At 68.6% G+C, this 23,220-nt stretch carries 25 protein-coding genes, 1 tRNA gene and 1 pseudogene; 17 read left to right on the forward strand and 10 right to left on the reverse strand.

The window, feature by feature from the left end; genetic code table 11:
* Window positions 1-77: 77 nt before the first annotated feature.
* The 13 genes and pseudogenes from L2X99_RS03200 to L2X99_RS03260 all read left to right on the forward strand — a co-directional run bounded on the left by L2X99_RS03200 (window position 78) and on the right by L2X99_RS03260 (window position 11,041).
* A complete protein-coding gene (locus tag L2X99_RS03200; protein WP_236126916.1) occupies window positions 78-911 on the forward strand; it encodes a ParA family protein in 834 nt (277 codons plus the stop codon).
* Entirely contained in the window at window positions 895-1,737 is an 843-nt protein-coding gene (locus L2X99_RS03205; RefSeq protein WP_236125104.1) for a segregation and condensation protein A, read from the forward strand. The genes L2X99_RS03200 and L2X99_RS03205 overlap by 17 nt, the downstream gene beginning before the upstream one ends.
* 16 nt (window positions 1,738-1,753) lie before the next feature.
* Window positions 1,754-2,332 (forward strand): SMC-Scp complex subunit ScpB, encoded by a 579-nt coding sequence (gene scpB, locus L2X99_RS03210; protein ID WP_236126915.1) that lies wholly within the window; start codon window positions 1,754-1,756, stop codon window positions 2,330-2,332.
* Complete coding sequence (locus L2X99_RS03215; RefSeq protein WP_236125103.1) at window positions 2,329-3,123, forward strand: pseudouridine synthase; 795 nt, start codon at window positions 2,329-2,331, stop codon at window positions 3,121-3,123. Before scpB ends, L2X99_RS03215 begins: the two co-directional genes overlap by 4 nt.
* Window positions 3,120-4,255, forward strand: a pseudogene (locus L2X99_RS03220) (prephenate dehydrogenase). The gene L2X99_RS03215 and the pseudogene L2X99_RS03220 overlap by 4 nt, the downstream one beginning before the upstream one ends.
* Complete coding sequence (gene cmk, locus L2X99_RS03225; protein ID WP_236125102.1) at window positions 4,248-4,949, forward strand: (d)CMP kinase; 702 nt, start codon at window positions 4,248-4,250, stop codon at window positions 4,947-4,949. The pseudogene L2X99_RS03220 and the gene cmk overlap by 8 nt, the downstream one beginning before the upstream one ends.
* Before the next feature lie 61 nt (window positions 4,950-5,010).
* Entirely contained in the window at window positions 5,011-6,483 is a 1,473-nt protein-coding gene (gene der / locus L2X99_RS03230; protein WP_329608164.1) for a ribosome biogenesis GTPase Der, read from the forward strand.
* A 2-nt stretch (window positions 6,484-6,485) separates the two neighbouring features.
* The gene (locus L2X99_RS03235) at window positions 6,486-6,923 is read left to right on the forward strand and encodes an HIT family protein (RefSeq protein WP_236125100.1); all 438 of its coding nucleotides are present in this window, start codon (window positions 6,486-6,488) and stop codon (window positions 6,921-6,923) included.
* Window positions 6,924-7,010: 87 nt separating this feature from the next.
* A complete protein-coding gene (locus L2X99_RS03240; RefSeq protein WP_236125099.1) occupies window positions 7,011-8,072 on the forward strand; it encodes a Glu/Leu/Phe/Val dehydrogenase family protein in 1,062 nt (353 codons plus the stop codon).
* Window positions 8,073-8,203: 131 nt separating this feature from the next.
* A complete protein-coding gene (locus L2X99_RS03245) occupies window positions 8,204-8,674 on the forward strand; it encodes a GNAT family N-acetyltransferase (protein ID WP_236125098.1) in 471 nt (156 codons plus the stop codon).
* Window positions 8,671-9,468, forward strand: a complete 798-nt coding sequence (locus L2X99_RS03250) for a class I SAM-dependent methyltransferase (RefSeq protein WP_236125097.1) — start codon at window positions 8,671-8,673, stop codon at window positions 9,466-9,468. Before L2X99_RS03245 ends, L2X99_RS03250 begins: the two co-directional genes overlap by 4 nt.
* A gap of 4 nt (window positions 9,469-9,472) precedes the next feature.
* Entirely contained in the window at window positions 9,473-10,015 is a 543-nt protein-coding gene (locus L2X99_RS03255) for a GrpB family protein (RefSeq protein WP_236125096.1), read from the forward strand.
* 126 nt (window positions 10,016-10,141) lie between these two features.
* Window positions 10,142-11,041 (forward strand): NUDIX domain-containing protein, encoded by a 900-nt coding sequence (locus L2X99_RS03260; protein ID WP_236135624.1) that lies wholly within the window; start codon window positions 10,142-10,144, stop codon window positions 11,039-11,041.
* 324 nt (window positions 11,042-11,365) lie between these two features.
* Here the strand turns inward: L2X99_RS03260 and L2X99_RS03265 are convergent.
* From L2X99_RS03265 to L2X99_RS03290, 6 genes are all read right to left on the reverse strand, one after another.
* Window positions 11,366-12,558, reverse strand: a protein-coding gene (locus tag L2X99_RS03265; protein ID WP_236135625.1) for an IS3 family transposase whose coding sequence is annotated in 2 segments (ribosomal slippage) — window positions 11,366-12,271 and window positions 12,274-12,558 — 1,191 coding nt in all. Because the reading frame shifts where the segments join, the coding sequence is not laid out codon by codon here.
* A 37-nt stretch (window positions 12,559-12,595) separates the two neighbouring features.
* Window positions 12,596-13,306: a hypothetical protein gene (locus L2X99_RS03270; RefSeq protein WP_236125094.1), complete on the reverse strand. Its 711-nt coding sequence runs from the start codon at window positions 13,304-13,306 to the stop codon at window positions 12,596-12,598.
* Between the two features lie 41 nt (window positions 13,307-13,347).
* Window positions 13,348-13,785, reverse strand: a complete 438-nt coding sequence (locus tag L2X99_RS03275; protein WP_236125093.1) for a hypothetical protein — start codon at window positions 13,783-13,785, stop codon at window positions 13,348-13,350.
* Between the two features lie 173 nt (window positions 13,786-13,958).
* Window positions 13,959-14,330 (reverse strand): RNA-binding S4 domain-containing protein, encoded by a 372-nt coding sequence (locus L2X99_RS03280; RefSeq protein WP_236135626.1) that lies wholly within the window; start codon window positions 14,328-14,330, stop codon window positions 13,959-13,961.
* A complete protein-coding gene (locus L2X99_RS03285; protein WP_236125092.1) occupies window positions 14,330-14,815 on the reverse strand; it encodes a lysoplasmalogenase family protein in 486 nt (161 codons plus the stop codon). The genes L2X99_RS03280 and L2X99_RS03285 overlap by 1 nt, the downstream gene beginning before the upstream one ends.
* A 199-nt stretch (window positions 14,816-15,014) precedes the next feature.
* Window positions 15,015-15,599 carry a GNAT family N-acetyltransferase gene (locus L2X99_RS03290; RefSeq protein ID WP_236125091.1) on the reverse strand — a complete coding sequence of 195 codons (585 nt, stop codon included), beginning with the start codon at window positions 15,597-15,599 and terminating at the stop codon, window positions 15,015-15,017.
* A gap of 120 nt (window positions 15,600-15,719) precedes the next feature.
* Here L2X99_RS03290 and L2X99_RS03295 point away from each other — a divergent pair.
* Window positions 15,720-15,793 (forward strand) — tRNA-Pro (locus tag L2X99_RS03295).
* A 275-nt stretch (window positions 15,794-16,068) separates the two neighbouring features.
* Here the strand turns inward: L2X99_RS03295 and L2X99_RS03300 are convergent.
* Window positions 16,069-17,583 (reverse strand): MFS transporter, encoded by a 1,515-nt coding sequence (locus L2X99_RS03300; protein WP_236135627.1) that lies wholly within the window; start codon window positions 17,581-17,583, stop codon window positions 16,069-16,071.
* A 110-nt stretch (window positions 17,584-17,693) separates the two neighbouring features.
* Between L2X99_RS03300 and L2X99_RS03305 the strand changes: the two genes are divergently transcribed.
* Window positions 17,694-18,668: an Lrp/AsnC family transcriptional regulator gene (locus tag L2X99_RS03305; protein WP_236125088.1), complete on the forward strand. Its 975-nt coding sequence runs from the start codon at window positions 17,694-17,696 to the stop codon at window positions 18,666-18,668.
* 307 nt (window positions 18,669-18,975) lie between these two features.
* Here L2X99_RS03305 and L2X99_RS03310 read toward each other — a convergent pair whose 3' ends face one another.
* Both L2X99_RS03310 and L2X99_RS18465 read right to left on the reverse strand, forming a co-directional pair.
* Window positions 18,976-19,542: a TetR/AcrR family transcriptional regulator gene (locus L2X99_RS03310; RefSeq protein WP_236125087.1), complete on the reverse strand. Its 567-nt coding sequence runs from the start codon at window positions 19,540-19,542 to the stop codon at window positions 18,976-18,978.
* Between the two features lie 59 nt (window positions 19,543-19,601).
* The gene (locus L2X99_RS18465) at window positions 19,602-20,132 is read right to left on the reverse strand and encodes a winged helix-turn-helix transcriptional regulator (protein ID WP_442923493.1); all 531 of its coding nucleotides are present in this window, start codon (window positions 20,130-20,132) and stop codon (window positions 19,602-19,604) included.
* Between L2X99_RS18465 and L2X99_RS03315 the strand changes: the two genes are divergently transcribed.
* Together L2X99_RS03315 and L2X99_RS03320 are read left to right on the forward strand one after the other, a co-directional pair.
* On the forward strand, window positions 20,028-20,678 hold the full coding sequence (locus L2X99_RS03315; RefSeq protein ID WP_236125086.1) for an NADPH-dependent F420 reductase: 651 nt from the start codon (window positions 20,028-20,030) through the stop codon (window positions 20,676-20,678). The genes L2X99_RS18465 and L2X99_RS03315 overlap by 105 nt on opposite strands.
* 164 nt (window positions 20,679-20,842) lie before the next feature.
* On the forward strand, window positions 20,843-22,492 hold the full coding sequence (locus tag L2X99_RS03320) for a CocE/NonD family hydrolase (RefSeq protein WP_268928543.1): 1,650 nt from the start codon (window positions 20,843-20,845) through the stop codon (window positions 22,490-22,492).
* Window positions 22,493-22,498: 6 nt separating this feature from the next.
* On the opposite strand, the gene L2X99_RS03325 is transcribed toward L2X99_RS03320, so the two are convergent.
* Complete coding sequence (locus L2X99_RS03325) at window positions 22,499-23,125, reverse strand: TetR/AcrR family transcriptional regulator (protein WP_236135628.1); 627 nt, start codon at window positions 23,123-23,125, stop codon at window positions 22,499-22,501.
* Window positions 23,126-23,220 lie beyond the last annotated feature (95 nt).

Raw genomic sequence — 23,220 nt, forward strand, 5'->3', positions numbered from 1 at the left:
CGAGCCGTATCGATACAATCGACCGAGCACGACGAGCAGGAGACCCGGTGGCGAAGAAGACCAAGGACGACATCCCGATGGGACCGACCGGTCGTCCCTACCACGGCTTCGATCTCCCGACACCGCTCACCTCGCACGGTCCGGCGCGCATCATCGCGCTGTGCAACCAGAAGGGCGGCGTGGGCAAGACCACGACGTCGATCAACCTCGCGGCGGCACTGGCCGAGTACGGACGCAAGGTGCTCGCAGTCGATTTCGACCCGCAGGGCGCGCTCTCCGCCGGCCTGGGCATCCCGACCCACGACATCCCCACGATCTACGACCTGCTCCTCGACACCAAGCGCGATGCGCACGACGTGATCGTGCACTCCGCCGTCGACAACCTCGACGTGCTGCCCGCCAACATCGACCTGTCCGCCGCTGAGGTGCATCTGGTCAACGAGGTCGCCCGCGAGACGATCCTCTCGCGCGTGCTGCGCCAGGTCGCGGGGGAGTACGACGTCATCCTCATCGACTGCCAGCCCTCCCTCGGTCTGCTCACGGTCAACGCGCTCACCGCCGCGCACGGCGTGCTCATCCCGCTGGAGTGCGAGTTCTTCGCGCTGCGCGGTGTCGCTCTGCTGATCGAGACGATCGACAAGGTGCGCGACCGGCTGAACCCCTCGATCACGCTCGACGGCGTGCTCGCCACGATGTACGACCCGCGGACGCTGCACTCCCGCGAAGTGCTCGAGCGAGTCGTCGAGGCCTTCGGCGACGACGTCCTCGAGACCGTGATCGGACGCACCGTGAAGTTCCCCGATGCCTCGGTGTCGGGCGTCCCCATCACCGAGTTCGCGCCCGAGCATTCCGCCGCCCAGGCGTACCTGCGACTGGCGCGGGAGCTTGTGTCCCGTGGCGCCGTCGCCTGACGAGGTAGATCCCTCCGTTTCCTCCGTCGAGGCGGACGCCGAAGCAGCCGGTTTCCGGGTCTCGCTGTCGAACTTCGACGGACCCTTCGACCTGCTGCTGAATCTCATCTCGCAGCACCAGCTCGACATCACCGAGGTGTCGCTCAGCAGGGTCACAGACGAGTTCATCTCGTATCTGAAGGATCTCGACGGCGACGACGAGCTGGATCAGGCATCCGAGTTCCTCGTCGTCGCGGCGACCCTCCTCGACATGAAGGTCGCGGGGCTGCTGCCGCAGGGCGAGCTGGTCGATGCCGAGTCCGTCGCGCTGCTGGAGGCGCGCGACCTGCTCTTCGCCCGGCTGCTGCAGTACCGGGCGTTCAAGGAGGTCTCGGCGTGGTTCTCGCGCTGCCTGCAGCGCGAGGAGCGCCGGCACGTGCGCGCGGTGCCGATCGAGGAGAAGCACAGGAAGAAGACGCCCGAGCTGGTGTGGACGCTCAGCGCCGACGACTTCGCCGCGCTCGCACTGCTGGCGTTCACGCCCAAGGAGATCTCCTCGGTGGGGCTCGATCACCTGCACGCGCCGCTGGTCAGCATCCGCGAGCAGGCGGCGGTCGTCGTGACGCTGCTGCGCGCCGCCTCCTCGCTGACGTTCCGCGAGCTGGTGGCCGGCTCCACCGAGCCGGGCGTCGTGGTCGCACGGTTCATCTCGGTGCTCGAGCTGTACCGGCACGCCGCGCTGTCGTTCGAGCAGCTGGAGCCGCTCGGCGAGCTGACGCTGCGGTGGTCCGCCGAGAGCTGGTCCGACGAGATGCTGGCGACGCTGGGAGCCGACTATGACCGATGAGTTGACGGATGCCGCGATGGACGAGAGCGCGATCCTGCAGACCCCGCTCACCGAGCGGCTGGAGGCCATCCTGCTGATCGTCGACGAGCCGATCGGGCTGGTCGCGCTGGCCGCGGCCGCGGGGTCTCCGGTGCCGGCCGTGCGGCAGGCGCTCGAGACGCTCGTGGACGACTACGACGGCCGCGGTGCCGGGCCGCGACGCGGGTTCGAGCTGCGCGAGGTCGGCGGCGGCTGGCGGATGTACGTGCGCGATGACCACGACGACCTCGTCGCGGAGTTCATCGGCGGCCAGGCGCCGGCCAGGCTGTCGCAGGCGGCACTCGAGACGCTCGCCGTGATCGCCTACAAGCAGCCGGTCACCCGCGGCCAGGTGGCCTCGATCCGCGCCGTGAACGTCGACTCCGTGGTCCGCACGCTGCTGGCGCGCGGGCTCATCACCGAGATGTTCGCCGACTCCGAGACCGGCGCCATCAACTACGGCACGACGGATCAGCTGCTGCAGCATCTCGGCATCAACTCGCTCGACGAGCTGCCGCCCATCTCGCCGCTGCTCGACGACGGCGCCGATGGTTTCGACGAAGGACTGGGATCATGACCGACGACGCTTCGACCTACGACGAGGGCGTGCGCCTGCAGAAGGCGCTCGCCAACGCGGGCGTCGCCTCGCGCCGCGTGATCGAGCAGTACATCGTGGAGGGACGCATCCGGGTGAACGGACGCACCGTCACCGAGCTCGGCACGCGCATCGACCCCGAGAACGACCTGATCGACGTGGACGGCACCGCCGTGCAGCTCGACGTCTCGAAGCGCTACGTGATGCTGAACAAGCCCACCGGCGTCGTGAGCTCGATGAAGGACGAGAAGGGCCGCCCCGATCTGCGCCGCTTCACGAAGGAGTACGAGGAGCGGCTGTACAACGTCGGCCGGCTGGACGCCGAGACCAGCGGACTGCTCATCCTCACCAACGACGGCGAGCTTGCGCACGTGCTCGCGCACCCGTCCTTCGGGGTGACGAAGGTCTACATCGCGAAGGTGCAGGGCATCGTCACGCCGCAGACCATCGCGAAGCTCACGAAGGGCTTCGACCTCGAGGACGGCTTCATCTCGGCGGACAAGGCGCGTCTGCTGGACACGTCACGCAACACGAGCCTCGTCGAGCTCACCCTGCACTCGGGGCGCAACCGCATCGTCCGCCGGATGATGGCCGAGGTGGGTCATCCGGTCGTCGATCTGGTGCGCCGGCAGTTCGGCCCGCTGCACCTGGGAACGCTCCCTGCCGGGCAGAGCCGCGAACTGACTAAAATCGAACTCGGCGCGCTACTGACCCTGTCGCGCGAGGAGAACCCTGCGGATGCCACGCCGGGAGACGTGCAGGAGAAGCAGTGACCGAACCAGGCCGTGGTGCCGCGACGCAGTCGCGCGTCTCGGGCGCTTCTCGCGTCTCGGGCACCGTGCGCATCGTCGGCTCCGGGCTGCTCGGTGCCAGCATCGGTCATGCGCTGCGCGCGAAGGGCGTCGACGTCGTCCTCGCCGACGCCTCGCCGGCTCAGCTGCGCCTGGCGATCGACTACGGCGCGGGACGCACGGCATCCGACGACGATCGCCCCGCACTGATCGTCGTCGCCGTGCCGCCGGACGTCACGGCCGACGTGATCGAGGCCGAGCTGGCCCGCTTCCCGGACGCCGTGGTGACGGATGTCGCGAGTGTGAAGCTCGAGCCCTACCGCGCGCTGCGCGACCGCGGCGTCGACCTGACCCGGTACATCGGCTCGCATCCGCTCGCCGGACGTGAGCGCGGCGGAGCGATCTCGGCGCGCGCCGACCTGTTCATCGGCCGCCCCTGGGTGGTGTGCCGCGACGAGGAGACCCGCGCGGCCGACCTGTCGCTCGTGGAGGCGCTCGCCCTCGACGTCGGTGCCATGCCGCTCGAGATGACACCGGAGGAGCACGACCGCTCGGTCGCGCTGACCTCGCACGTCCCCCAGGTGGTCGCCAGCCTGCTCGCGGCGCGCCTCGCCGACGCCGAGGAGGGCGCGCTGCGCCTGGCCGGGCCCGGGGTGCGGGACACGACCCGCATCGCGGCATCCGCCCCCGAACTGTGGGTGCAGATCCTCGGCGCGAACTCGGCCCCGGTGGTCGACGTTCTGGACGCGCTCGCAGAGGACCTTCGCGACGTGTCCGCCGCGCTGCGCGACCCGGAGGCGCCCGGATCCCGGCGCACGGTGGCGGACGCCATCCGGCACGGCAACGAGGGCGTCGAGCGGCTGCCGGGCAAGCACGGCCAGAACCGCAGGTTCGAGCAGCTCGTCGTCATGGTCGACGACACCCCCGGCCAGCTGGGTCGCCTGTTCGGCGAGCTCGGTGAGCTGGAGGTCAACGTCGAGGACCTGCGCCTGGAGCACTCGCCCGGTGCGCAGTTCGGACTGGCCGAGATCAGCGTCGCCCCGCGGCGCTGCGCGGCGCGATAGAAGGACTGGAATCACGCGGATGGCGGATCGCAGGGAGCACGAATGACTGAGGTCACTTTTTCGACGGATGCCGCGAAGTTCATCGCGATCGACGGCCCGGCGGGCTCGGGCAAGTCGAGCGTCTCGAAGGAGATCGCCCGGCGCCAGGGCTTCGGCTACCTCGACACCGGCGCCGCCTACCGGGCGCTCGCGTGGCACGTGCTCGACCGCGGTGCGGACACCGCCGATGAGCAGGCGGTGCTGGCCGCGGCATCCGACTTCCCGCTGCAGCAGGGCCTCGACGCCGACGACCGCCGCGTGCGGGTCGGCGAGGTCGACGTGACCGATGCGATCCGCGACCCGCGCGTGTCGGCGGCGGTGAGCGGCGTCGCGCGCGTGCCGGCGGTGCGCGTGCAGGTGAATGAGGTGTTCCGGCGCATGGTCGCCGAGGCGCCGTACCCGGCCGTCGTCGTCGAGGGCCGCGACATCACGACTGTGGTGGCACCGGATGCGCCGGTGCGCATCCTGCTGACCGCGGCACCCGAAGTGCGCGCCGCACGGCGCGCCGCAGAGCTCGGCGGCGAGAACGCCGCCGCTGTCGCGGAGGCGCTGCACAAGCGCGACCGCAGCGACAGCGCGGTGGTGGACTTCCTCACCGCCGCACCCGGGGTGGACGTCGTCGACTCCACCGAACTGGATTATCAGCAGACCGTCGACGCCGTGCTCGCGGTGATCGGCGAACGCCGAGGAGAACGAAATGGCTGACCCTACGAACGACTCAGGGCAGACGGAGTACGAGGGCGCGCCCGATCAGCTCGCCGAGAAGATGGCCGCCCTCGACGAGGAGCTGGCCGATCAGCGCGCCGAGGTGCTGCGCGCCTCGCTGTCGGACTACGAGCTGGAGGACGAGGACGACGCGCTGCTCGCCGGTGTCACGCTCGGCGAGGACGGCATCGAGTACCTGCCGGCGCTGCCGGTCGTCGCGATCGTCGGGCGGCCGAACGTCGGCAAGTCCGCGCTCGTGAACCGCATCCTCGGCCGCCGCGAGGCCGTCGTCGAGGACACCCCTGGTGTCACCCGTGACCGCGTCACGTACAAGGCCGAGTGGCTCGACCGCCGCTTCACGCTGGTCGACACCGGCGGCTGGGAGCCGGATGCCAAGGGCATCGACCGCTCGGTGGCGGCCCAGGCCGAGGTCGCGATCGACCTCTCCGACGTGGTGCTGTTCGTCGTCGACGCGATGGTCGGCGCCACCTCGACCGACGAGCACGTCGTGAAGCTGCTGCGCAAGAGCGGCAAGCCGGTGTTCCTCGTCGCGAACAAGATCGACGACGCACGCCAGGAGCCCGAGGCCGCCGCGCTGTGGAACCTCGGCCTCGGTGAACCGCACCCGGTGTCCGCGATCCACGGACGCGGCGTCGCAGACCTGCTCGACGCCATCATGGCGAAGCTCCCCGACGTGTCGGCGGTCGCCAAGGCCGAGATCGGCGGACCGCGCCGGGTGGCCATCCTCGGCCGCCCGAACGTGGGCAAGTCGTCGCTGCTGAACAAGGCCGCGGGCGAGGAGCGCGTGGTCGTCAACGACCTCGCCGGCACCACGCGCGACCCGGTGGACGAGATCGTCGAGCTGGGCGGCAAGCTGTGGCGTCTGGTCGACACCGCCGGCATCCGTCGTCGCGTGCACCTGCAGCAGGGCGCGGACTTCTACGCCTCGCTGCGCACCTCGGCCGCGCTGGAGAAGGCAGAGGTCGCCGTGGTCGTGCTCGACGTGAGCCAGCCGATCAGCGTGCAGGACCTGAACATCATCGACATGGTGCTCGAGTCGGGACGCGCGCTGGTGCTCGCGTTCAACAAGTGGGACCGCCTGTTCGACGACGACATGGAGAACATCGACCGTCGCCGCTACCTGGAGCGCGAGATCGAGCAGGACCTCGCGCACGTGGCCTGGGCTCCTCGGGTGAACATCTCGGCGAAGACCGGCCGGCACTTCGACAAGCTGGTGCCCGCGCTCGAGCTGGCCCTGGAGAACTGGGATCGGCGCATCCCGACCGGCAAGTTCAACGCGTTCATCACCGAGCTCGTCGCCGCGCACCCGCATCCGCTGCGGGGCGGCAAGCAGCCGCGCATCCTGTTCGGCACCCAGGCGTCGACCCGCCCGCCGACATTCGTGCTGTTCACCACGGGCTTCCTCGACCCGGGCTACCGACGGTTCATCCAGCGCCGCCTGCGGGAGCTGTACGAGTTCGAGGGCACGCCGATCGTGATCAACATGCGCGTCAGGGAGCGCAGGCAGCGCTAGCCATGGCCGACGGGACCTGCATCTTCTGCGCGATCGCAGACGGACAGGAGGCGGCGAGCGTCGTCTACGAGGACGAGACCGTCGTCGCCTTCCTGGACAGGTTCCCCGTCACGCGCGGCCATCTGCTGGTGGTCCCGCGTGCGCATGCGGTCGGGCTCGAGGATCTCGACGTCGCCACGGGTGCGCACATCTGGGAGGTCGGGCGGGAACTCGCGCGTGCTCTGCGGCGGTCGAGCATTCCCAGCGACGGGGTCAACGTGCTGCTGTGCGACGGGGAGGCCGCGTATCAGACCGTCTTCCACTTCCATCTGCACGTCATCCCGCGCACGGCCGGGGACGGCTGGACCGATCTGACGCATGAAACGCCGGAACGCGAGCGGTCGCTGCTCGACGACGAGGCCCGCGCGATCAGGCGGGCCCTCGCGATCGGCCGCGGCTGAGGCGGAACGCCTACGATGGCAGGTGGATGCCGCATATCCGTGGCGTCCGCCTGAGCATGCCCACGAGGCCCGCCGAAGGAGATCGCGATGACGCACACCCTGCCCCTGCCAGACTTCAGCCACGAGCGCGTGGAGGTGATCACGGGGCCGAGGAGCGGACTGTTCATCGCCGTCGCGCTGCACTCCTCGGTGCTCGGCTCGGCTCTCGGCGGCGCTCGGCTGTGGAGCTACCCGCACTGGAGTGATGCGCTCGGCGACGCGCTGCGGCTGTCGGCGGCGATGACGCTGAAGAACGCCGCGGCGGGGCTGGATGCCGGCGGCGGAAAGTCGGTCATCGGGCTTCCGCCCCGGACGGTGCTGGATGCGGACCGCCGTCGTGCCGCCTTCCTCGATCTCGGCGACGCCGTCGAGCTGCTGGGCGGGGCGTACCGCACCGCGGAGGACGTCGGCTCGACGACCGCGGACATGCTGACGGTGAGCGAGCGCACCGCGCACGTGGTCGGCCTGCCGCAGGCGACCGGCGGCTCGGGCGAGCCCGCGGGGCCGACGAGCCTGGGCGTGCACGCGTCGCTGCAGGCGGTGCTGTCGAAGCTCACCGGATCGCCGTCGGCCGCGGGTCGTCGCGTGACGATCTCGGGCCTCGGGCAGGTCGGTGGACGGCTCGCTTCGCGGCTGGCGGAGGAGGGCGCCGTGCTCACGGTGACCGACATCAACCCGGCACGGCGGTCCTTCGCCGCCGATCTGGGTGCGACGTGGGCCGAGCCCGGAACCGAGCACCTGGTGCCCGGCGACGTGTTCGTGCCGGCGGGCATCGGCGGCATCCTCACCGACGAGGTGATCGACGCGCTCGCGGTGAGGGCGGTCTGCGGGCCGGCGAACAATCCGCTGGCCTCGCATTCGGGTGCCCAGCGGCTGGCGGATCGCGGCATCCTCTACGCGCCCGACTTCGTCGTGAACGCGGGAGGTGTGATCTATCTCGACCTCGAGGCGAAGCGGCTCGGCAGCAGCGAGGAGATCATGGCGCGTGTCGCCGGCATCGGCGACACCGTCAGCCGGATCCTCGACGACGCCGAGGTGCGGGGCATCACGCCACTCGCGGCGGCGGAGGAACTCGCGGCGTCGCGGCTGCGAGAGGGAGCGCCGGTCTGACGTGGATGGTGTGACGGTGATGTGCGGAGTGCGGGGCAGGCGCCGCCCGGGTCAGCGGGACGAGCGGTGCGGAGGAGCGACGGACGCCGCCGACGGAGTCGGACGCGTCGTGGTCGAGGAGGGCGTCTGAGATGAGCGGTGCAGATGTCGAGATCGAGATCCTCGCGGCGATCACGGACTCCGATGCGGAGGACCTCGCCGGGCTTCTCCCGCAGCTGTCTCGCACGGCGAGTTTCGACCGCGCGCGGTTCGAGGCGATCGTAACGCACGACGCGACGGACCTGATCGTCGCCCGCGCGGACGGGCGGGTCGTCGGCATGGCGACGTTCGTCTCGCTGCCGCTGCCCTCCGGAATGCGCGGACACGTCGAGGATGTCGCCGTGGACGAGGCGATGCGCGGGCGCGGAATCGCCCGGATGCTGCTCACCCGCATGACCTTGCTCGCCGGGGAGCGCGGGCTGCGGACGCTCGACCTCACATCGCGTCCGTCGCGCGAGTCCGCGCTGAGGCTGTACGAGTCGGTGGGATTCATGCATCGGGAGACGAACGTGCTGCGGTTCACGCCCGGGGCGGGCACCGGGCTGGCGGTGGAGCCGGAATGACGGAGCGTCCGCAGGATCGCAGGGACATCGCGGAGGCGTTCGGCGTGGATGCGGAGCGCTATGACCGGGCGCGCCCGCGGTATCCGCGGGGCGTGGCGGAGGCGGTGCTGGACGGGCTGCCGGCGGCGCGGGTTCTCGACGTCGGCATCGGCACCGGCATCTCGGCGCTCACGTTCCGGGATGCCGGCGCGGAGGTCACGGGTGTCGAGGTCGATGAGCGGATGGCCGAGATCGCCCGGCTGCGGGGATTCCCGGTGGAGGTGGCCCGCTTCGAGGAGTGGGATGCCGGCGGCGCGGTGTTCGATGCGGTGGTGTCGGGGCAGGCCTGGCACTGGGTCGACGCGACGGCGGGCACTGACGCGGCAGCGCGCGTGCTGCGCCCCGGCGGCCGGCTCGCCCTGTTCTGGAATGTCGGCGAGCCGGCATCCGACATCGCTGCGGCCTTCGGCGAGGTGTACCGATCGGTGGAGACCGGCCTGCCGTTCACGCCGTGGTCCGGCGGGATGTCGGCGATCGACGGATACCTGCGGAGCATCGTGGAGCCGGCGGCCGCCGGCATCCGCGCGTCGGGTCTCTTCTCGGAGCCGGCGCTGCGGAGGTTCGACTGGAGTGCGACGATCACGCGGGACGAATGGCTGGACCAGGTGCCGACGTCGGGCGGGCACAACCGCATCCCCGCCGAGCGGCTCGCGGAGCTTCTGGACGGCCTGGGACGGGTCGTCGACGAGCACGGCGGCAGTTTCACGATGGAGTACGCCACGCTGCTGGTGATGGCCGAGCGGCACCAGGTGTGATCGCGTGTCGGTGATCGTGGTGCCGTACTCGGCGGAGTGGCCCGGCCTCTTCGACCGGATCTCGGCGGAGCTGCGCGTCGCGCTGGCGGACGTGCCGCTCGTGGCGATCGAGCACGTCGGCTCGACATCCGTGCCGGGGCTGGCGGCGAAGCCGATCATCGACGTCGACGTGATCGTGCGGCGCGAGTCTGTGCCGGCGGCGATCCGCGCGTTGGAGGCGGCGGGATACGCGCATCGAGGGAACCTCGGGCTCGTCGATCGCGAGGCGTTCACCCCGCCCGACTCTCGGCCGGCCCGGCATGTCTACCTGTGCGTCGAGGGCACGCTGCAGGTGCGCGCACATGTCGCGGTGCGCGATGCATTGCGCGCGGATGCCGGGCTGCGCGGCCGATACGCCGCCGTGAAGACGGCGCTGGCGGAGGATCCGTCGATGGACATCGACAGGTACATCGCGGGAAAGTCGGACGTGCTGCAGGAGGTTCTCGCCGCGTCGGCGCTCACGGATGAGGAGAAGCGCCGGCTCTATGCGCTGAACACCGGGACGTGACGTGTCGGATGCCGCGTCGGCGACGAGCGCGGTGGATCTGTGCGCTGGACGCCGGCGCAGGAGGTGAATGAGCACCCACCCCTTCGTGTCGGTGCCGGATCGGTCCCGCTGTGAAAGGCTGGAGCGGTGACGATCGTTCCTCCAGAGCCCGGCGAACCGCGACGTCCGCTGGGTCCGCGTGATCCGGGGGATGCCTGGGTGGTGGCGGACTCGGGGGAGCGGTACTGGGGACGCTTCGGCGCGGCGGGTGTGCTCGCCGTCGATGCGGAGCGCGGGGTGCTGCTGCAGCATCGGGTCAGCTGGAGTCACTTCGGCGGCACGTGGGGGATTCCCGGTGGTGCACGGCACCAGGGGGAGTCCGCCCTTGACGGCGCGCTGCGCGAGTCGAGGGAGGAGGCGGGCATTCCGGCGGGTGCGCTGCGGCAGCGGTTCGCGAACGTGCTGGACCTGTCCATCTGGACCTACACGACGGTGGTGGCGGATGTCGTGGAGCCGTTCGATCCGGTGATCAGCGACCCCGAGAGCGTGGCGTTGGAGTGGGTTCCGGTCGCGGAGGTGACGCAGCGAGAGCTGCATCCGGGCTTCGCCGATTCCTGGGGGCGCCTGTCGGCGCTGCTGGATGTGCGTCCGGCCGTCGTGGTGGATGCCGCGAACGTCGTGGGTTCGGTGCCGGACGGATGGTGGAAGGACCGTGCCGGGGCGGCCGCACGGTTGCATGCCCGGGTCGCCGCATGGGCGGCCAGTGGTGTCGCGGCGTCGGCGCTCGGGCTCGCAGCGGACCGCTGGTACCCGGCGGTGTCGTTCGTCGTCGAAGGGCAGGCGCGGGCGATGGCTGAGGCCGTCGGCGGCGTTGACGTCGTGCGGGCACCGGCGAGTGGTGATGATGCGATCGTGGCCGAGGCCTCACGGCTCGTCGGCGACGGGATGGCGGTGACCGTCGTGACGAGTGACCGCGGCTTGCGTGAGCGTGTGGAGGCCGTCGGCGGCCGCGTCGAGTCAGCCGGGTGGCTGCTCGGACAGCTCTGACCCGGGGCGCTGCGCCCGCCGGTCGTTGAGCGAGCGGAGCGAGACGAAACGCGTTGCGCCGTGCCCACTGGTCGTTGAGCGAGCGGAGCGAGACGAAACGCGTTGCGTACCCCGGGGCGTTGCGTCCGCCCACCGGCCGTTGAGCCCACCGGCCGTTGAGCCCGCCGGTCGTTGAGCGAGCGGAGCGAGACGAAACGCGTTGCGTGCCCAGGGACGTCAGCAGCCGGGAGCCGACGGGGTTTCGGTGCAGGTGTGTGCCACGAGGGCTGTGTGGGCTTCGAAGACGCGGATCGGGTCTGCTGCACGGATAGGTGACAGTTTCGGTTAGGCCGCGAGGGCCAGGTTCTGGTTCATGATGGTCTCGAATTCGACCGGCGTCAAACGGCCCAGACGTGCTTGCCGACGGCGCCGATGGTAGGTCCGTTCGATCCAGGTCACGATCGCGATCCGCAGCTCTTCCCGGGTGGCCCAGGACCGCCGATTGAGGACATTCTTTTGCAGCAGCGCGAAGAAGCTCTCCATCGCGGCGTTATCACCGGCCGCGCCGACTCGGCCCATCGAGCCGACCATACGGTGACGAGCCAGCACCCGGATGACCTTCCGGGAACGGAACTGACTGCCCCTATCGCTATGCAGCACGCAACCGGCGACGTCACCGCGCAGCGCGGCGGCGTTGTTGATCGCGTTCACGACCAGCCGGGACTTCATCCGCGAGTCGATCGAGTAGCCGACGATCTTGCCCGAGAACACGTCCTTGACCGCGCAGAGGTAGAGTTCGCCCTCGCCGGTGCGGTGCTCGGTGATGTCGGTCAGCCAGAGCCGGTTCCGGCTGTCAGCGGTGAACTCGTGTCGGACCCGCCCGTCCTCGTCAGTCACCGCGCACAGGTCGTCGTGGACCGGCGGTCCGGGCCTCTTGCCGTTACGTCCCTTCTTCTTCCCGAACGCCGACCACCAGCCGTTCGCTGACGTGATCCTCCACGCGGTCCGGTCCGCCATCGGTTCCCCGGCGTCGCGGGCCTCGTCGGCCAGGAGACGATGCCCGAACTCAGGATCGTCACGGTGCGCGTCGAACAGCGCGTTTGCCCGATACGCCTCCACCAGCTCAGCATTCGTGATGGGGTCGGCCAGCCACCGGTAGTAGGGCTGGCGGGAGAGCTTGAGGACCCGGCACGTCACTGCGACGGGGATCCCGTCGGCAGCGAGCTCTGTCACGAGCGGGTATGTCATTTTCCCGGCAGATGCGCCTGAGCGAAGTACGCCGCCGCACGACGGAGCACCTCGTTCTCCTGCTCCAACAGCCGCACCCGCTTGCGCAACTCGCGAGCTTCGTCAGCCTCGGCCCGGGTCGCGCCGGGCTTGGCGCCGTCTTCCACATCGGCCTGGCGAAGCCAGTTCTGCAGGCACGTCTCGCTGATTCCGAAGTCGGTCGCGATCTGCTTGATCGACACACCGTCCTCGCGCTGACGAGCCACCCGCACGACATCGTCGCGGAACTCACGGGGATAGGGCTTGGGCATGATGACATCCTCCCAGCAGCGCACTCAGCACCACAGATCAGGTGTCACCTATGCGTGCAGCAGACCCCAGGTCGTCCGTGCCGGTGAGGGTGGTCGCTGCGATTGTGACCTGGATGTGTCCGGTGATGTTGTCCAGGCCGGTGCCCTGCATGTCGGAGGGGTCTGCTGCCAGGAGCAGGTCGGTGAGGATGTCGGCGCGGATCTGGTCGTAGGTGCGGTTCCCGGCTCTGGGTGCGGGGTGTGGTGGTGTCGGTGGTGGGCCGGGCGGTGAGGGGGCCCGGTCGGGGTGGACCTCGGTGATCATCCACTCGGGGATGAGGTTGGGGCAGGCGACATCGGGGTCGAGGATCCCGGCGTGCACAGATGCGGCGAGGTCGAACTGTACGGCGAGGTCGTCCTCGGCGTCCCGGTCGGCCCACGCATCGGGGACGTCGTCGTGGTAGCCGTCGTCCCAGGGGACCAGATCCTGGTCATCCGCCTTCGCGTACGCGGCGGCGGCCCACTCGTCGTCGTTGCCGGTCGATTCGTCGTCGGCCCAGACCTCATCCGGAATCCCCGCATCCTCGGCACCCGTGCTGCTGGCCTCTGCGTCGCTGGCTGTCGTGGTGGCTTCGTTCTCGGCTTTGCGGGTCTCCTGTGCGATCTTGCGGGTGATCCGGGTGAGCCGGTCGTAGATCGCCACGGCGAGGTACTCGGGGAGGACGGCGACCAGCCGGGCGAGTCCGTCATCGAGCAGCTGGATGCTCACGCAGCGTTCCTCTGCGGCTTTCGCATGCCGCTCCCGCAGCGTCACCTGCGCGATCGTCGCGGCCACCGCCTGCACCTGCGGGCGTGTCCGGCCGGGGAGTCGGCTTCGGCGATCTTCACGGCGGCCTCGGCGAACGCATCCAGCGCGTCGGCGCCGGCGGTCCCGTTCATCACGGCTTCGCGGACGATCGCGCCGGCCCGGCAGATCTCCCGCACATGCGACGGGGTGAGCCGTCCCTCCCGCAACGCCTCCCGGACCGCAGAGAAGTCCCTGTCCAGCGCGGCGGCGTCCGCGAACGCGGACTGCGTGGTCATCTTCGCCAGACGCCCGGCCGCGGCGTACTCGGACACCATTGACCGGTAGGCCACATCGCTGACCTCACTGTTCGAGTGCCCGTCAGCCTCGAACACCCGCATCCGCTCGGCCAGCAGACCCGACGCCTCCGCCTCCAGCCGGGCGATCTCCCGACGCGTCCGCACCCACGCATCCAGCAGCGCCGTACGCTGCTCGAGCTCGGGGAGACGTCCGCTGTCATGACTCCAGTATAGAACAAAGAGACGATAGATGGAAGAGTGAGAGTGGGGTTGGAATCGAAAGGTTCGAAGATAAAAGCGAATGATGAACGCTCGTCATCGATGCGTCGAGGGGGCGGTCAGTCGGCGGAGTCTCTCCCGCGAAGCCGATCGATGTCGCGCCGTTCCCTCTTCGTCGGCCGTCCGGCACCGCGATCGCGGACGGCGTTCATCGCCATCGGTTCGCGCGGGGGAGTGCGATCGTCGTAGGCCGCCGCGGCCAGCGGCGCACCCACGCGTTTGGTAAGTGTCTGCCGCACCACGAGGATGCGGTCGAATCCGGCGATCCGGACGCGTAGCTCGTCGCCCGGTCTGACCGGTTGCGCCGCCTTGGCCTTGTCGCCGTTCACGCGTACATGCCCTGCGCGGCATGCGGTCGTCGCCGCTGAACGGGTCTTGTAGACGCGGACCGCCCACAGCCAGCTGTCGACGCGTGCTGTGTTCTCGCTCATCAGGCCTCCTTCGTCCGTGCTGCGACGAGCGCGCCAGCGACGATCAGGCCCTGGCCGAGGGTGTAAGTGAGCATGACCGCGGGGCTGGTCCATTGCGGCATCGCGTCGGGGAGGAAGAGGCGGAACGCGAGGATCGAGTCGCTGGCGAGGAAGAACACTCCGCCGATCGTGATCAGCGGACGACAGCGCGCCGCCATCGTCGCCGTTCCGGCGAGTACCAGCCCGTAGGCGGCGACGGCGAAGAGGAGCGCGCCGGTCGAGGGGCCGAGGATCAGCAGCATCCCGATCCACCAGACCGCGTAGATCAGGGTCCACCGCGGGATGCGGCGGACCCGCAGGTACTTCAGGAAAAGTGCGATGTAGGCGATGTGTGCCAGACCGAAGAAGAGCAGCATCAGCGGCAGCTCCGGTCCCCAGGGGAAGAAGACGCCGGCCTCGTCGCCGAGCCAGGAGAGCAGAAGCGCCGCGAGAAGCAGTGCCAGCACCGTTCGGGGCGCAGCTTCGGCGCCTCGAGCAGGACGGGCAGGGCCAGAAGAGGCATCAGCGCCATCTTCGTCGGTGCCGCGAGCGGACTGTCGGTCGCGAGCGCCACCACATGGACGAGGGAGACGGCGATGTAGGGCGCCCAGACCAGCAGGCGGGCGGCGGTGCGTCGCGGCATCCTTCCATCGTATTGCCGCGGCGTCAGCCCGAGAGTTCCCGCGTGACCAGAGGCCGGCCTGGCTTGAGGTCGCCAGTGTGGCGGAATCCTGCGGAGAGGAACGTCGTGAGAACCCCATGGAAGAGGTCGTTGCTGTGCCCCTTGGAGCCGCCGGTGTCGACCGGGTAGGCCTCGAACACGCGGGCGCCGGAGTCTTGCGCGTATTCGACGGCGGCGTCGAGCAGCGCGGCGTTCACGCCCTTGCCGCGATGCTCGCGGCGCACGACGAAGCAGCTCACCGCCCACACGCTCTCGTCGTCGAGGGGTTCGGATGTCGCCGCGACGATCGTCCTCGTGTTGATCAAGCGCGCCTGCCGGGCGCGGGGCCCGACGCGGATCCAGCCCGCAGCCTCACCGTCGACGTAGGCGATGATGCCGGGCGGCGGGCCGGCGGCGATCTCGTCGTGGAACATGTCGCGGCGCTGATCGAGGTTCGTCGCGTTCCAGTCCTTGTTGCGCAGGACCGGCCAGATGCACTGGCAGGATGCTCCGTCGCCACCGCCCGTGAGGGAGTGCTGCACGTCGTCCCAGCGATCGACCGTCGCGCGTTCCGTCGTGATCGTGACCATGTCAGCACGCTACGCCGGGCCTCGGACATCGGCCACCACGCCCGGGCCCGCAGTGGTTCGCGATGGCCGTTCGGGTCGGCTAGGATAGGGGAGTTGCCCGCGCGGAAGCGCGGTCGTCCACGGGCTGTGGCGCAGCTTGGTAGCGCACTTGACTGGGGGTCAAGGGGTCGCAGGTTCAAATCCTGTCAGCCCGACCGAAAAGCCCCGATGAGAAGTCATTTTCATCGGGGCTTCGTCATGTCGGGCGACGGGTTTTTGTTGGTCCCCCTCTGGTCCCCTCGCCAAGGAGCCTATGCGTCTCCCGGCGCTCCCGACGGCTGTTTCGGGTAGCCGAAGGCTCCAGCCTGGGATAAAGGGGACCAAAAGGGGACCAGAGCCGCAGGCAGGGATGCACTCCGGCTTCTACATGTCCTGACGCTTCCAGTTCGTCTGCTCTCGTCGCGGGGACCGCCGTAGACTGCATACACCCTCAGGTCAGGTCGGCCGGTTCCAGGTCGAGGTCCTGGGCGGGTGTCGTCCGCGTGATGAACACGAGCGCGGCAATCGCTCCGATAGCGGCGATGATTGCCGAGGCCAGGTAGATAGCGCTCAGACCGTTCGCGAACGCATCTCCGATCGCGCCCGTGACGACGGTCGACTGGTCGGCTGGTGTCTGTTCGATGACGTAGTCGATGCCGCCTCCGCTCACGGCCGCGCCGACCTCGGCGGCGTGGGGAATTCCGCGATCCAGGAGGGTGCCGGTGATGCGGGATTGGAGGACAGCGCCGAGCAGGGCGATGCCGAGGGCGAATCCGAACTGGCGGAAGGTATTCATCGCGCCGCTGGCCATGCCAGCGCGCTCGTGCGGCACTGACCCCATGGCCGCGTCTGCGACGGGGGCGATGGCGAGTCCAACGCCCACTCCGACCAGGAGGAGACCTGCGACCAGGCTGGATGGTTCGGAGTCCGGGCTCATGCTGAGTGAGAGAGTGAGAGCGCCGGCCGCGACGACGAGGAGCCCGAGGCCGATGCTGAACCGCGGCGGCACCCGGCGCAGCAGACGCCCGGACGCGCCTGCGACCACGAGGGCGGGAACGGCGAGCGGCAGGAACGCGATGCCGGTCGCGATCGGTCGGAGGTCTTCGATGGTCTGCAACCAGATGGAGGTGCCGGGGAGGGTGGCGAACGCGGCGGCCTGGAGGGTGAGGGTGGCGAGCATCACGGCGGTGAAGGCGGGGCGGCGGAACAACGCGAGATCCAGGACCGGTTGACGCGCCCGCGACTCGATGACGATGAACGCGATGGCAGCGAGGACGGCGACGGCAAAGGCGGTGAGAATCCAGGGGCTGGTCCAGCCATCCTCGTGTCCGCGGATGATGGCGAGGATCAGCGCGCCACCGGCGATCGTGAAGGCGATGATTCCGGCGAGGTCGATGCGGTGCTTCCCGTCGCCTGCTGCCTTCGGGAGGGCGCGGAGGCTGAGGAGCATCGTGAGGATGCCGACGGGGATGTTGATGGCGAAGATCCAGGGCCAACCCCAGGCTTCGGTGAGAAGGCCGCCGAGGATCAGTCCGAAGGCAGTCGTCGCGCCGCTGACTGCACCCCAGACGCCGAAGGCGATGCCTCGCTGGCGGCCGCGGTAGGTGGTCGAGAGGAGGGCGAGCGTGGTGGCGAGCATCGCAGCTCCGCCGACGCCCTGGAGGGCGCGGGCGGCGATGAGCGCCTGGACGTTCGGCGCGAGCGCGCAGACGACCGATGCGGCCGTGAAGACCGCGAGGCCGGCGACGTAGACCCGACGACGTCCGATGCGGTCGGCCAGTGCTCCCGCACCGAGCAGCAGCGCCGCCAGCATGAGCGCATAGGCATCCATGACCCATTGCAGGTCGGTGAACGCGGCATCGAGATCATCGCGCATGTCGGGCAGCGCGACGGTCACGATCGTGGCGTCGAGCAACAGCAGGAACGTGCCAAGACAGATAGCGAGCAAAGCGAACCAGGACCGCATGGTAGCCCCTTTCGAGACGGTGGACAACGGCTCCGATGCTCTCCTGGGGGTGCGGATCACCTCCACGGTGACGGCAATATGCGGCGCATCTCGACATAGAATCTTCTCCCGTGAAGGAATCTCTCATCTTGGACGAGCTGGATCGTCGCGTCGTGCACGCCTTGCAGCTCGACGCGCGCGCCAGTTTCGAGCGGATCGGGACCGTCCTCGGGGTGTCGGATCAGACCGTGGCGCGCCGCTACCGCCGGCTCGTGGATCACGGCGCGGTGGCGATCCGTGCCGTGCCTGCGACCAGTGACGGCACCGCGCAGGGCTGGTTCGTCAGGCTCCGCTGCGCGCCGCCGCAGACCCGCTCGATCGCCGACCAGCTCGGCGCCCGAGCCGACACGAGATGGGTGATGCTGACCTCGGGAGGCACCGAGATCGTCTTCCTGCTCCACGCCGAAGGGCACCGCACCGCACCATCCGTGCGCGATGCCCTGCTCGCCGCACTGCACACGACACCGGGCATCCTCGGCGTCGAGGCATACTCCCCGCTGCGGTTCTTCGTCGGCCACCAGATCGCCTGGCAGGCACGGATGAGCGCACTCGCACGCGGCGAGATCGACGCTCTCGCCGGCACCGAAACCGCACCCACCCGCACGCACCACGACCAGACCATCGATGACCTTGACCAGGCCATCATCGACGTCCTCGCCGACGACGGGCGCGCGTCCATCGCGCGGGTCGCACTGCACGTCGGCGCCTCCGAGTCCAGCGTGCGCCGCCGCGTCGATCGGCTGCTCACGCGGGCGCTCGTCTACTTCGACGTCGTCATAGACGAACGGCTCCTCGGCTATCAGGAGCTCGCGCTCATCTGGCTCCAGGTCCCCCTCAACCAACTCGATGACCTCGGCCGCCGAGTCGCCACCCACGCGCCGGTCGCCATGGCCACGGCAATGTCCGGGAACTACGATCTGCTCATCGCCGCCGCCAGCCACAACCGCGACGAGCTCTACACCTACCTCACCGGAGAACTCGCCCAGACCATCGGCTCGGCACCCTTCCGCACCTCCCCGGTCCTCGAAATCGTCAAACGAGGCTGAGACCGACCGTTTGCTGAAACCTGCAATTGGAGCAGTGAGCGGTACCGGTTCACCACTTCGACGCGGTCGCCCGCGAGATCCCCATCTCTGCAGCCACATGCGCGATCGGGCGAGTGCGACAGCGTTCGATGAGCCGCCTGCGGCCTTCGGGAGTGAGGGGGCGTTCCGGTGGGTTGTCGTAGCCGAGAGCAACCTGTCTCCTCTGTCGGACGTGGGGGCGGTCACGAAACAGCCAGGCGCGCTTTCTCGGTCGGGGCTGTCAACGCCCGGGCCGTCACCGCACCCATGAAGTGCGCCGTCGGAAGAGTCATTGTTGACTCCAGCTACGAAGGAGTCCCGCAGCACCGTCGACTGCCGCGTCGAAGGCGGCCGCATCTTGCTGTGCGCGAGCCAACACGTAGCCGCCCTGGACCGTGGCGACCACCATCGACGCGAGTTGGTGTGCATCTGTGCCGGCGGGAAACTCATGGTCTTCGATGCCTCGGCTGATCACCGTGGCGATGGTGGCGACCACCCACTGCAGAGTCTCCGCAACCGGGCGGAGAAGCTCCGGTATGGCCAGCACGTCCGCGTCATAGGTCATGCGTCCCATGCGACATCCACGCAAGGAATCGCGCTGACGCTCTAGGTAGGCGATCACCCGCTCCGACGATGAACCCTCACCCGCCAGCAGCACGTCCACGTCCGCGCGCATCACGGCTGCGCTCTCCTCGAGAGCCGCGCTCGCGAGGTCCTGCTTGCCAGCGAAGTGGTGATACATGCTGCCTTGCCCCGCGCCAGCCCGTTGCAAGATGTCCTTCGGGCTGGTCGCCGCATAGCCGCGTTCCCACAGAAGCTCCTGCGTCGCTTCTACAAGCCGAGTACGTGTATCCATACTCTCAGTGTACATACCAGTAGTTACAAGTTATCGAACAACCTCTCCGGTCAGTACGGCTAATCCCTCGGAGGGGCTTCGAGGAGCCCCTCGCCATGCTCCTGCGCCCACGATGCCAGGGCCCGCAGAGGTCCATCGTGGAAGGTTCGTCCGAGTGCGGTCAGCTCATAAACTATGACGGACGACGCGTGGTCTGCGCGGCGACGCACGACGAGGTTGGCGGCCATTAGACGGGCGAGGGCCTCGCTGAGAGGCTTGTCCTTGACCGGGCCGATGGCCTCGCGTAGCTCGCCTCGACGGTGGGGGCCGCCACCGAGCGCAGAGAGAACTACACCATCCCATCGATGTCGAAGCACGTCGGTCGCCGCGCGCACCAGGCAGTCCGCAACCCAACCGCTGTCATCGCTGAATCGACCGTCCACGACTAAATTCTCACCCAGCCACGTGCACCGTTCGGTAACCCTGCTGTCTCTAGCGTTGGACCCATGATGAACACGACCCAGTGCGATGGAGCGACCCGCAGGATCGCTGTCATCGGCGTCGGCCACATGGCATATGCGCTCGGCGCCCTGTGGGCTACCCGCGGCCACGCGATCACGATCGGTGGACGGTCGATCGACAAGGCGAGGTCGATGGCAGTGCAGATCGGACGAGGCACGACCGCATCGGAGATGAGCGAGGCGGTCGACGGAGCCGAGGTCGTGCTAATCGCCGTCCCGTGGACGGCCGTCGAAGATGTGCTCCTGCAAGTCGGTGCGCACGCCGGCTCACTGGCGGGCGCGACGATCGTCGATCCCACGAACCCCGTCGAGCACGGTGTCGGGCGGCACCTTCTCGAAGCAGGCTCTGCAGCCGAACGGATCGCTTCACGGGCTCCGGGTGCGCACGTGGTGAAGGCATTCAACGTGCACCCGGCGAGCTACTGGAGTCAGGCGGATACTCGCGATGTGGTCACTCTTGCGGGGAGCGATCCGGGAGCGCTGGATGTGGTGAGCGAGCTTGTGAGAGATGTCGGTGCCACCCCACACACACTCGGCGGTCTTGACCGCTCCCGCCAGCTCGAGGAGCTGGGGGCGACGGTGATCGCTCTCGCCTTCGCCGGGATCGAGCCGCGGTCGGCTGTCCCGCGAGTCTGAGAGAGGCCAGCGATGCTCGACGCCGGACATGCCAGGATTTCTCCCATGCTCCCTGATCCCACTCGTCGGCTTCAGTCGATGTATGTTTCCGTCAACCAAGGTCCTCGGATCGCTGTCGACGTGTGGCTTCCCCTTGAACACATCGCGGCTGGCGAGAACATAGGTTGCGTCATCCGGTCCACCCGTTACTATCGCGCGGAGGAAGCGCCTGGGGTTCCCGCCGAGTTGAAGCCGACAGTAACTACGCCGAGGCTACATTGTTCAACGACGCCGGCCTGGCCCTCGTCGTGGCGGATGCGCGAGGTACGGGTGCGTCGTTCGGAAGCCGTGATGGCGAGCTCGGAGAAGGCGAAATCGCTGACTTCAACGAACTGATCGACTGGGCGGCGAGTTGGCCGTGGTCCAATGGACGAATCGGGGTGTACGGGACGTCGTACGATGGTCAGGCGGCTGAGTTGGTGGCGCGGCATCGAAACCCGCACCTGGCAGCCGTCGCGGCTCTGTTCAGCCCCAATGACCCTTACCGCCAGCTCTTCTATCCGGGCGGAGTGGCCACATCGGGGCGCTTCGCACGATGGATGTGCGAGTCCCAAGTCAAAGACGGTGTCGTGAGCGCCCGCGGTCGGCTGGCCGAACTACTTGGACGCCCCGCCGAAGCGCTCGACCTTCCCCCGCATGTCAAGCCTGTCGACGGTGAGGAAGGTGAGGCGCTGCGAGCTGACGCGATTGCAGAACACCAGTCGAACGCCGACGTGCATACCCTCATGGATCTGGTTCCGTTTCGGGATGACTCCGTCCAAGGGCTCGACTGGCAACTCACTGCGCCCTCCAGTGCATACGAGGCGATCGCGTCGTCCGGGGTGCCGATGTTCGTACGGGCCGGATGGGTCGACGGTGCATTCGTCGTCGGTGCACTCATGCGCTTCGCTCATCGACCCAACAACCAGACCGTGGAGATCGGCCCCTGGGGACACGGAGGTCGCACACGCGCCGACCCCCTTCGCCCTTCCGCGCCGCTCGACGAGAACGAGTTCACCGACCCCAGAGGCCAGGACCGGCGCCTGGTGGAGTTCTTCTCCCGGCATCTCGCCGAAGAACCCGTACTGGCTGTGGGACGCGGGACACTGTTGTACAGCACGCTGGGCACGGACCGGTGGACCACCGTTGACACATGGCCGCCAGAAGGGATCGAGGTGCGGCGACTGTACGCCGACGCATCCGGGACGCTGACCCGTGACCCTCCGAGCGAGTTCTCCCTCCGGCTCACCGTCGATCCCGCGGCGTCGACCGGTGAGACGAATCGGTGGCTGGCCGGAGAGATCGGTGAGGGCGCATCGTACCCACGCCGCCAAACTGAGCGCAGGTCACGTCTGACGTTTACCTCTCAGCTGCTGGACTCAGATTTGCACGTCCTCGGGTTCCCCGTCATGAAGCTCCGTCTCGCCACAAACGGAACCGACGGTGTCGTCTACGTCTATCTCGAGGACGTGTCCCCGGACGGCTCGGTCTCCTACGTGACCGAGGGTTGCCTGCGGTTCATGCACCGAGCCACCACGGAACCCATCGTGCACGCAGGACTCGGCGTGCCCCGCAGCTTCGCTCGCGCCGACCGCCGACCAGTCATCCCGAACGAGCCGATGAACTTGATCGTGGAACTCCTGCCGGTGTCGGCTCTCATTCGCGCGGGTCATCGGCTTCGGGTGAGTGTCGCCGGTCACGACGCTTCCTGCTTTTCCTACCACGGCGCGGAAGGTGAGACTTTCACTTTGGCTGGAGGTGACTTCACTGCACTGGAGTTGCCCGTTCTCGGGTAACCAGCTTCACGTCAATCCTTTGAGCGCCGGCGTCGGAGCAGAAGCCGAACGTGCGCGCCTCTCAGCATCCTCCAGGGCTGGCCTCAATGCCGTCAGCGCTGTTCGCAGCCGATCGGGCAGCGAGCCGGCGGGTACGACGAAACCGGTGCTCAGTGTCCGGGTCGCGACCGACGTCAGCCAGTCCTCGATGGCGACTCGTGCGGCTGCGCCGATGCTGGCGGCGAGCACGTCGGCGGTCAGGGGGTCCATGCCTGCGACGCGCCGACTGAGCGCTTCTGCGAGGGAACGGCCGAGCGGCGCGATGCTGTCCGCATACGATGACCGCAGAGTTGGGTTGTTCATGACCATCAGCATCACATCGCTGACATGCTCGCCCGGGTCGGTGTACTGCTCGACGATCGCGTTGATGACGGCTTCGGAGATGCTGGTGCTCTCTGGCTGGGAGAGGATCGCGGCGATGATGCGCTGCTCCCGCTCGGCGGTGACCGCGGCGATGATTGCCTGTTCTCTGCTCGAGTAGTAGTTGTTGTACGTCCTCGGTGAGACGCCCGCCGCGTCCGCGATATCGCTGACGCGGACATTCTCAGGGCCTCGTTCCAGCGCGAGGCGCAGCGCGGCCTCCCGCAGTGCCACTCGCGTGGCATGCTTCTTCCGCTCGCGCAGTCCGCTCTCATGCATGCTCACCGCTTCAGTGTCGCAGGCGATGTGCGGCCTGATAAAATTGCGCG

The organism is Microbacterium sp. KUDC0406 (assembly GCF_021582875.1).
Lineage (GTDB): Bacteria > Actinomycetota > Actinomycetes > Actinomycetales > Microbacteriaceae > Microbacterium.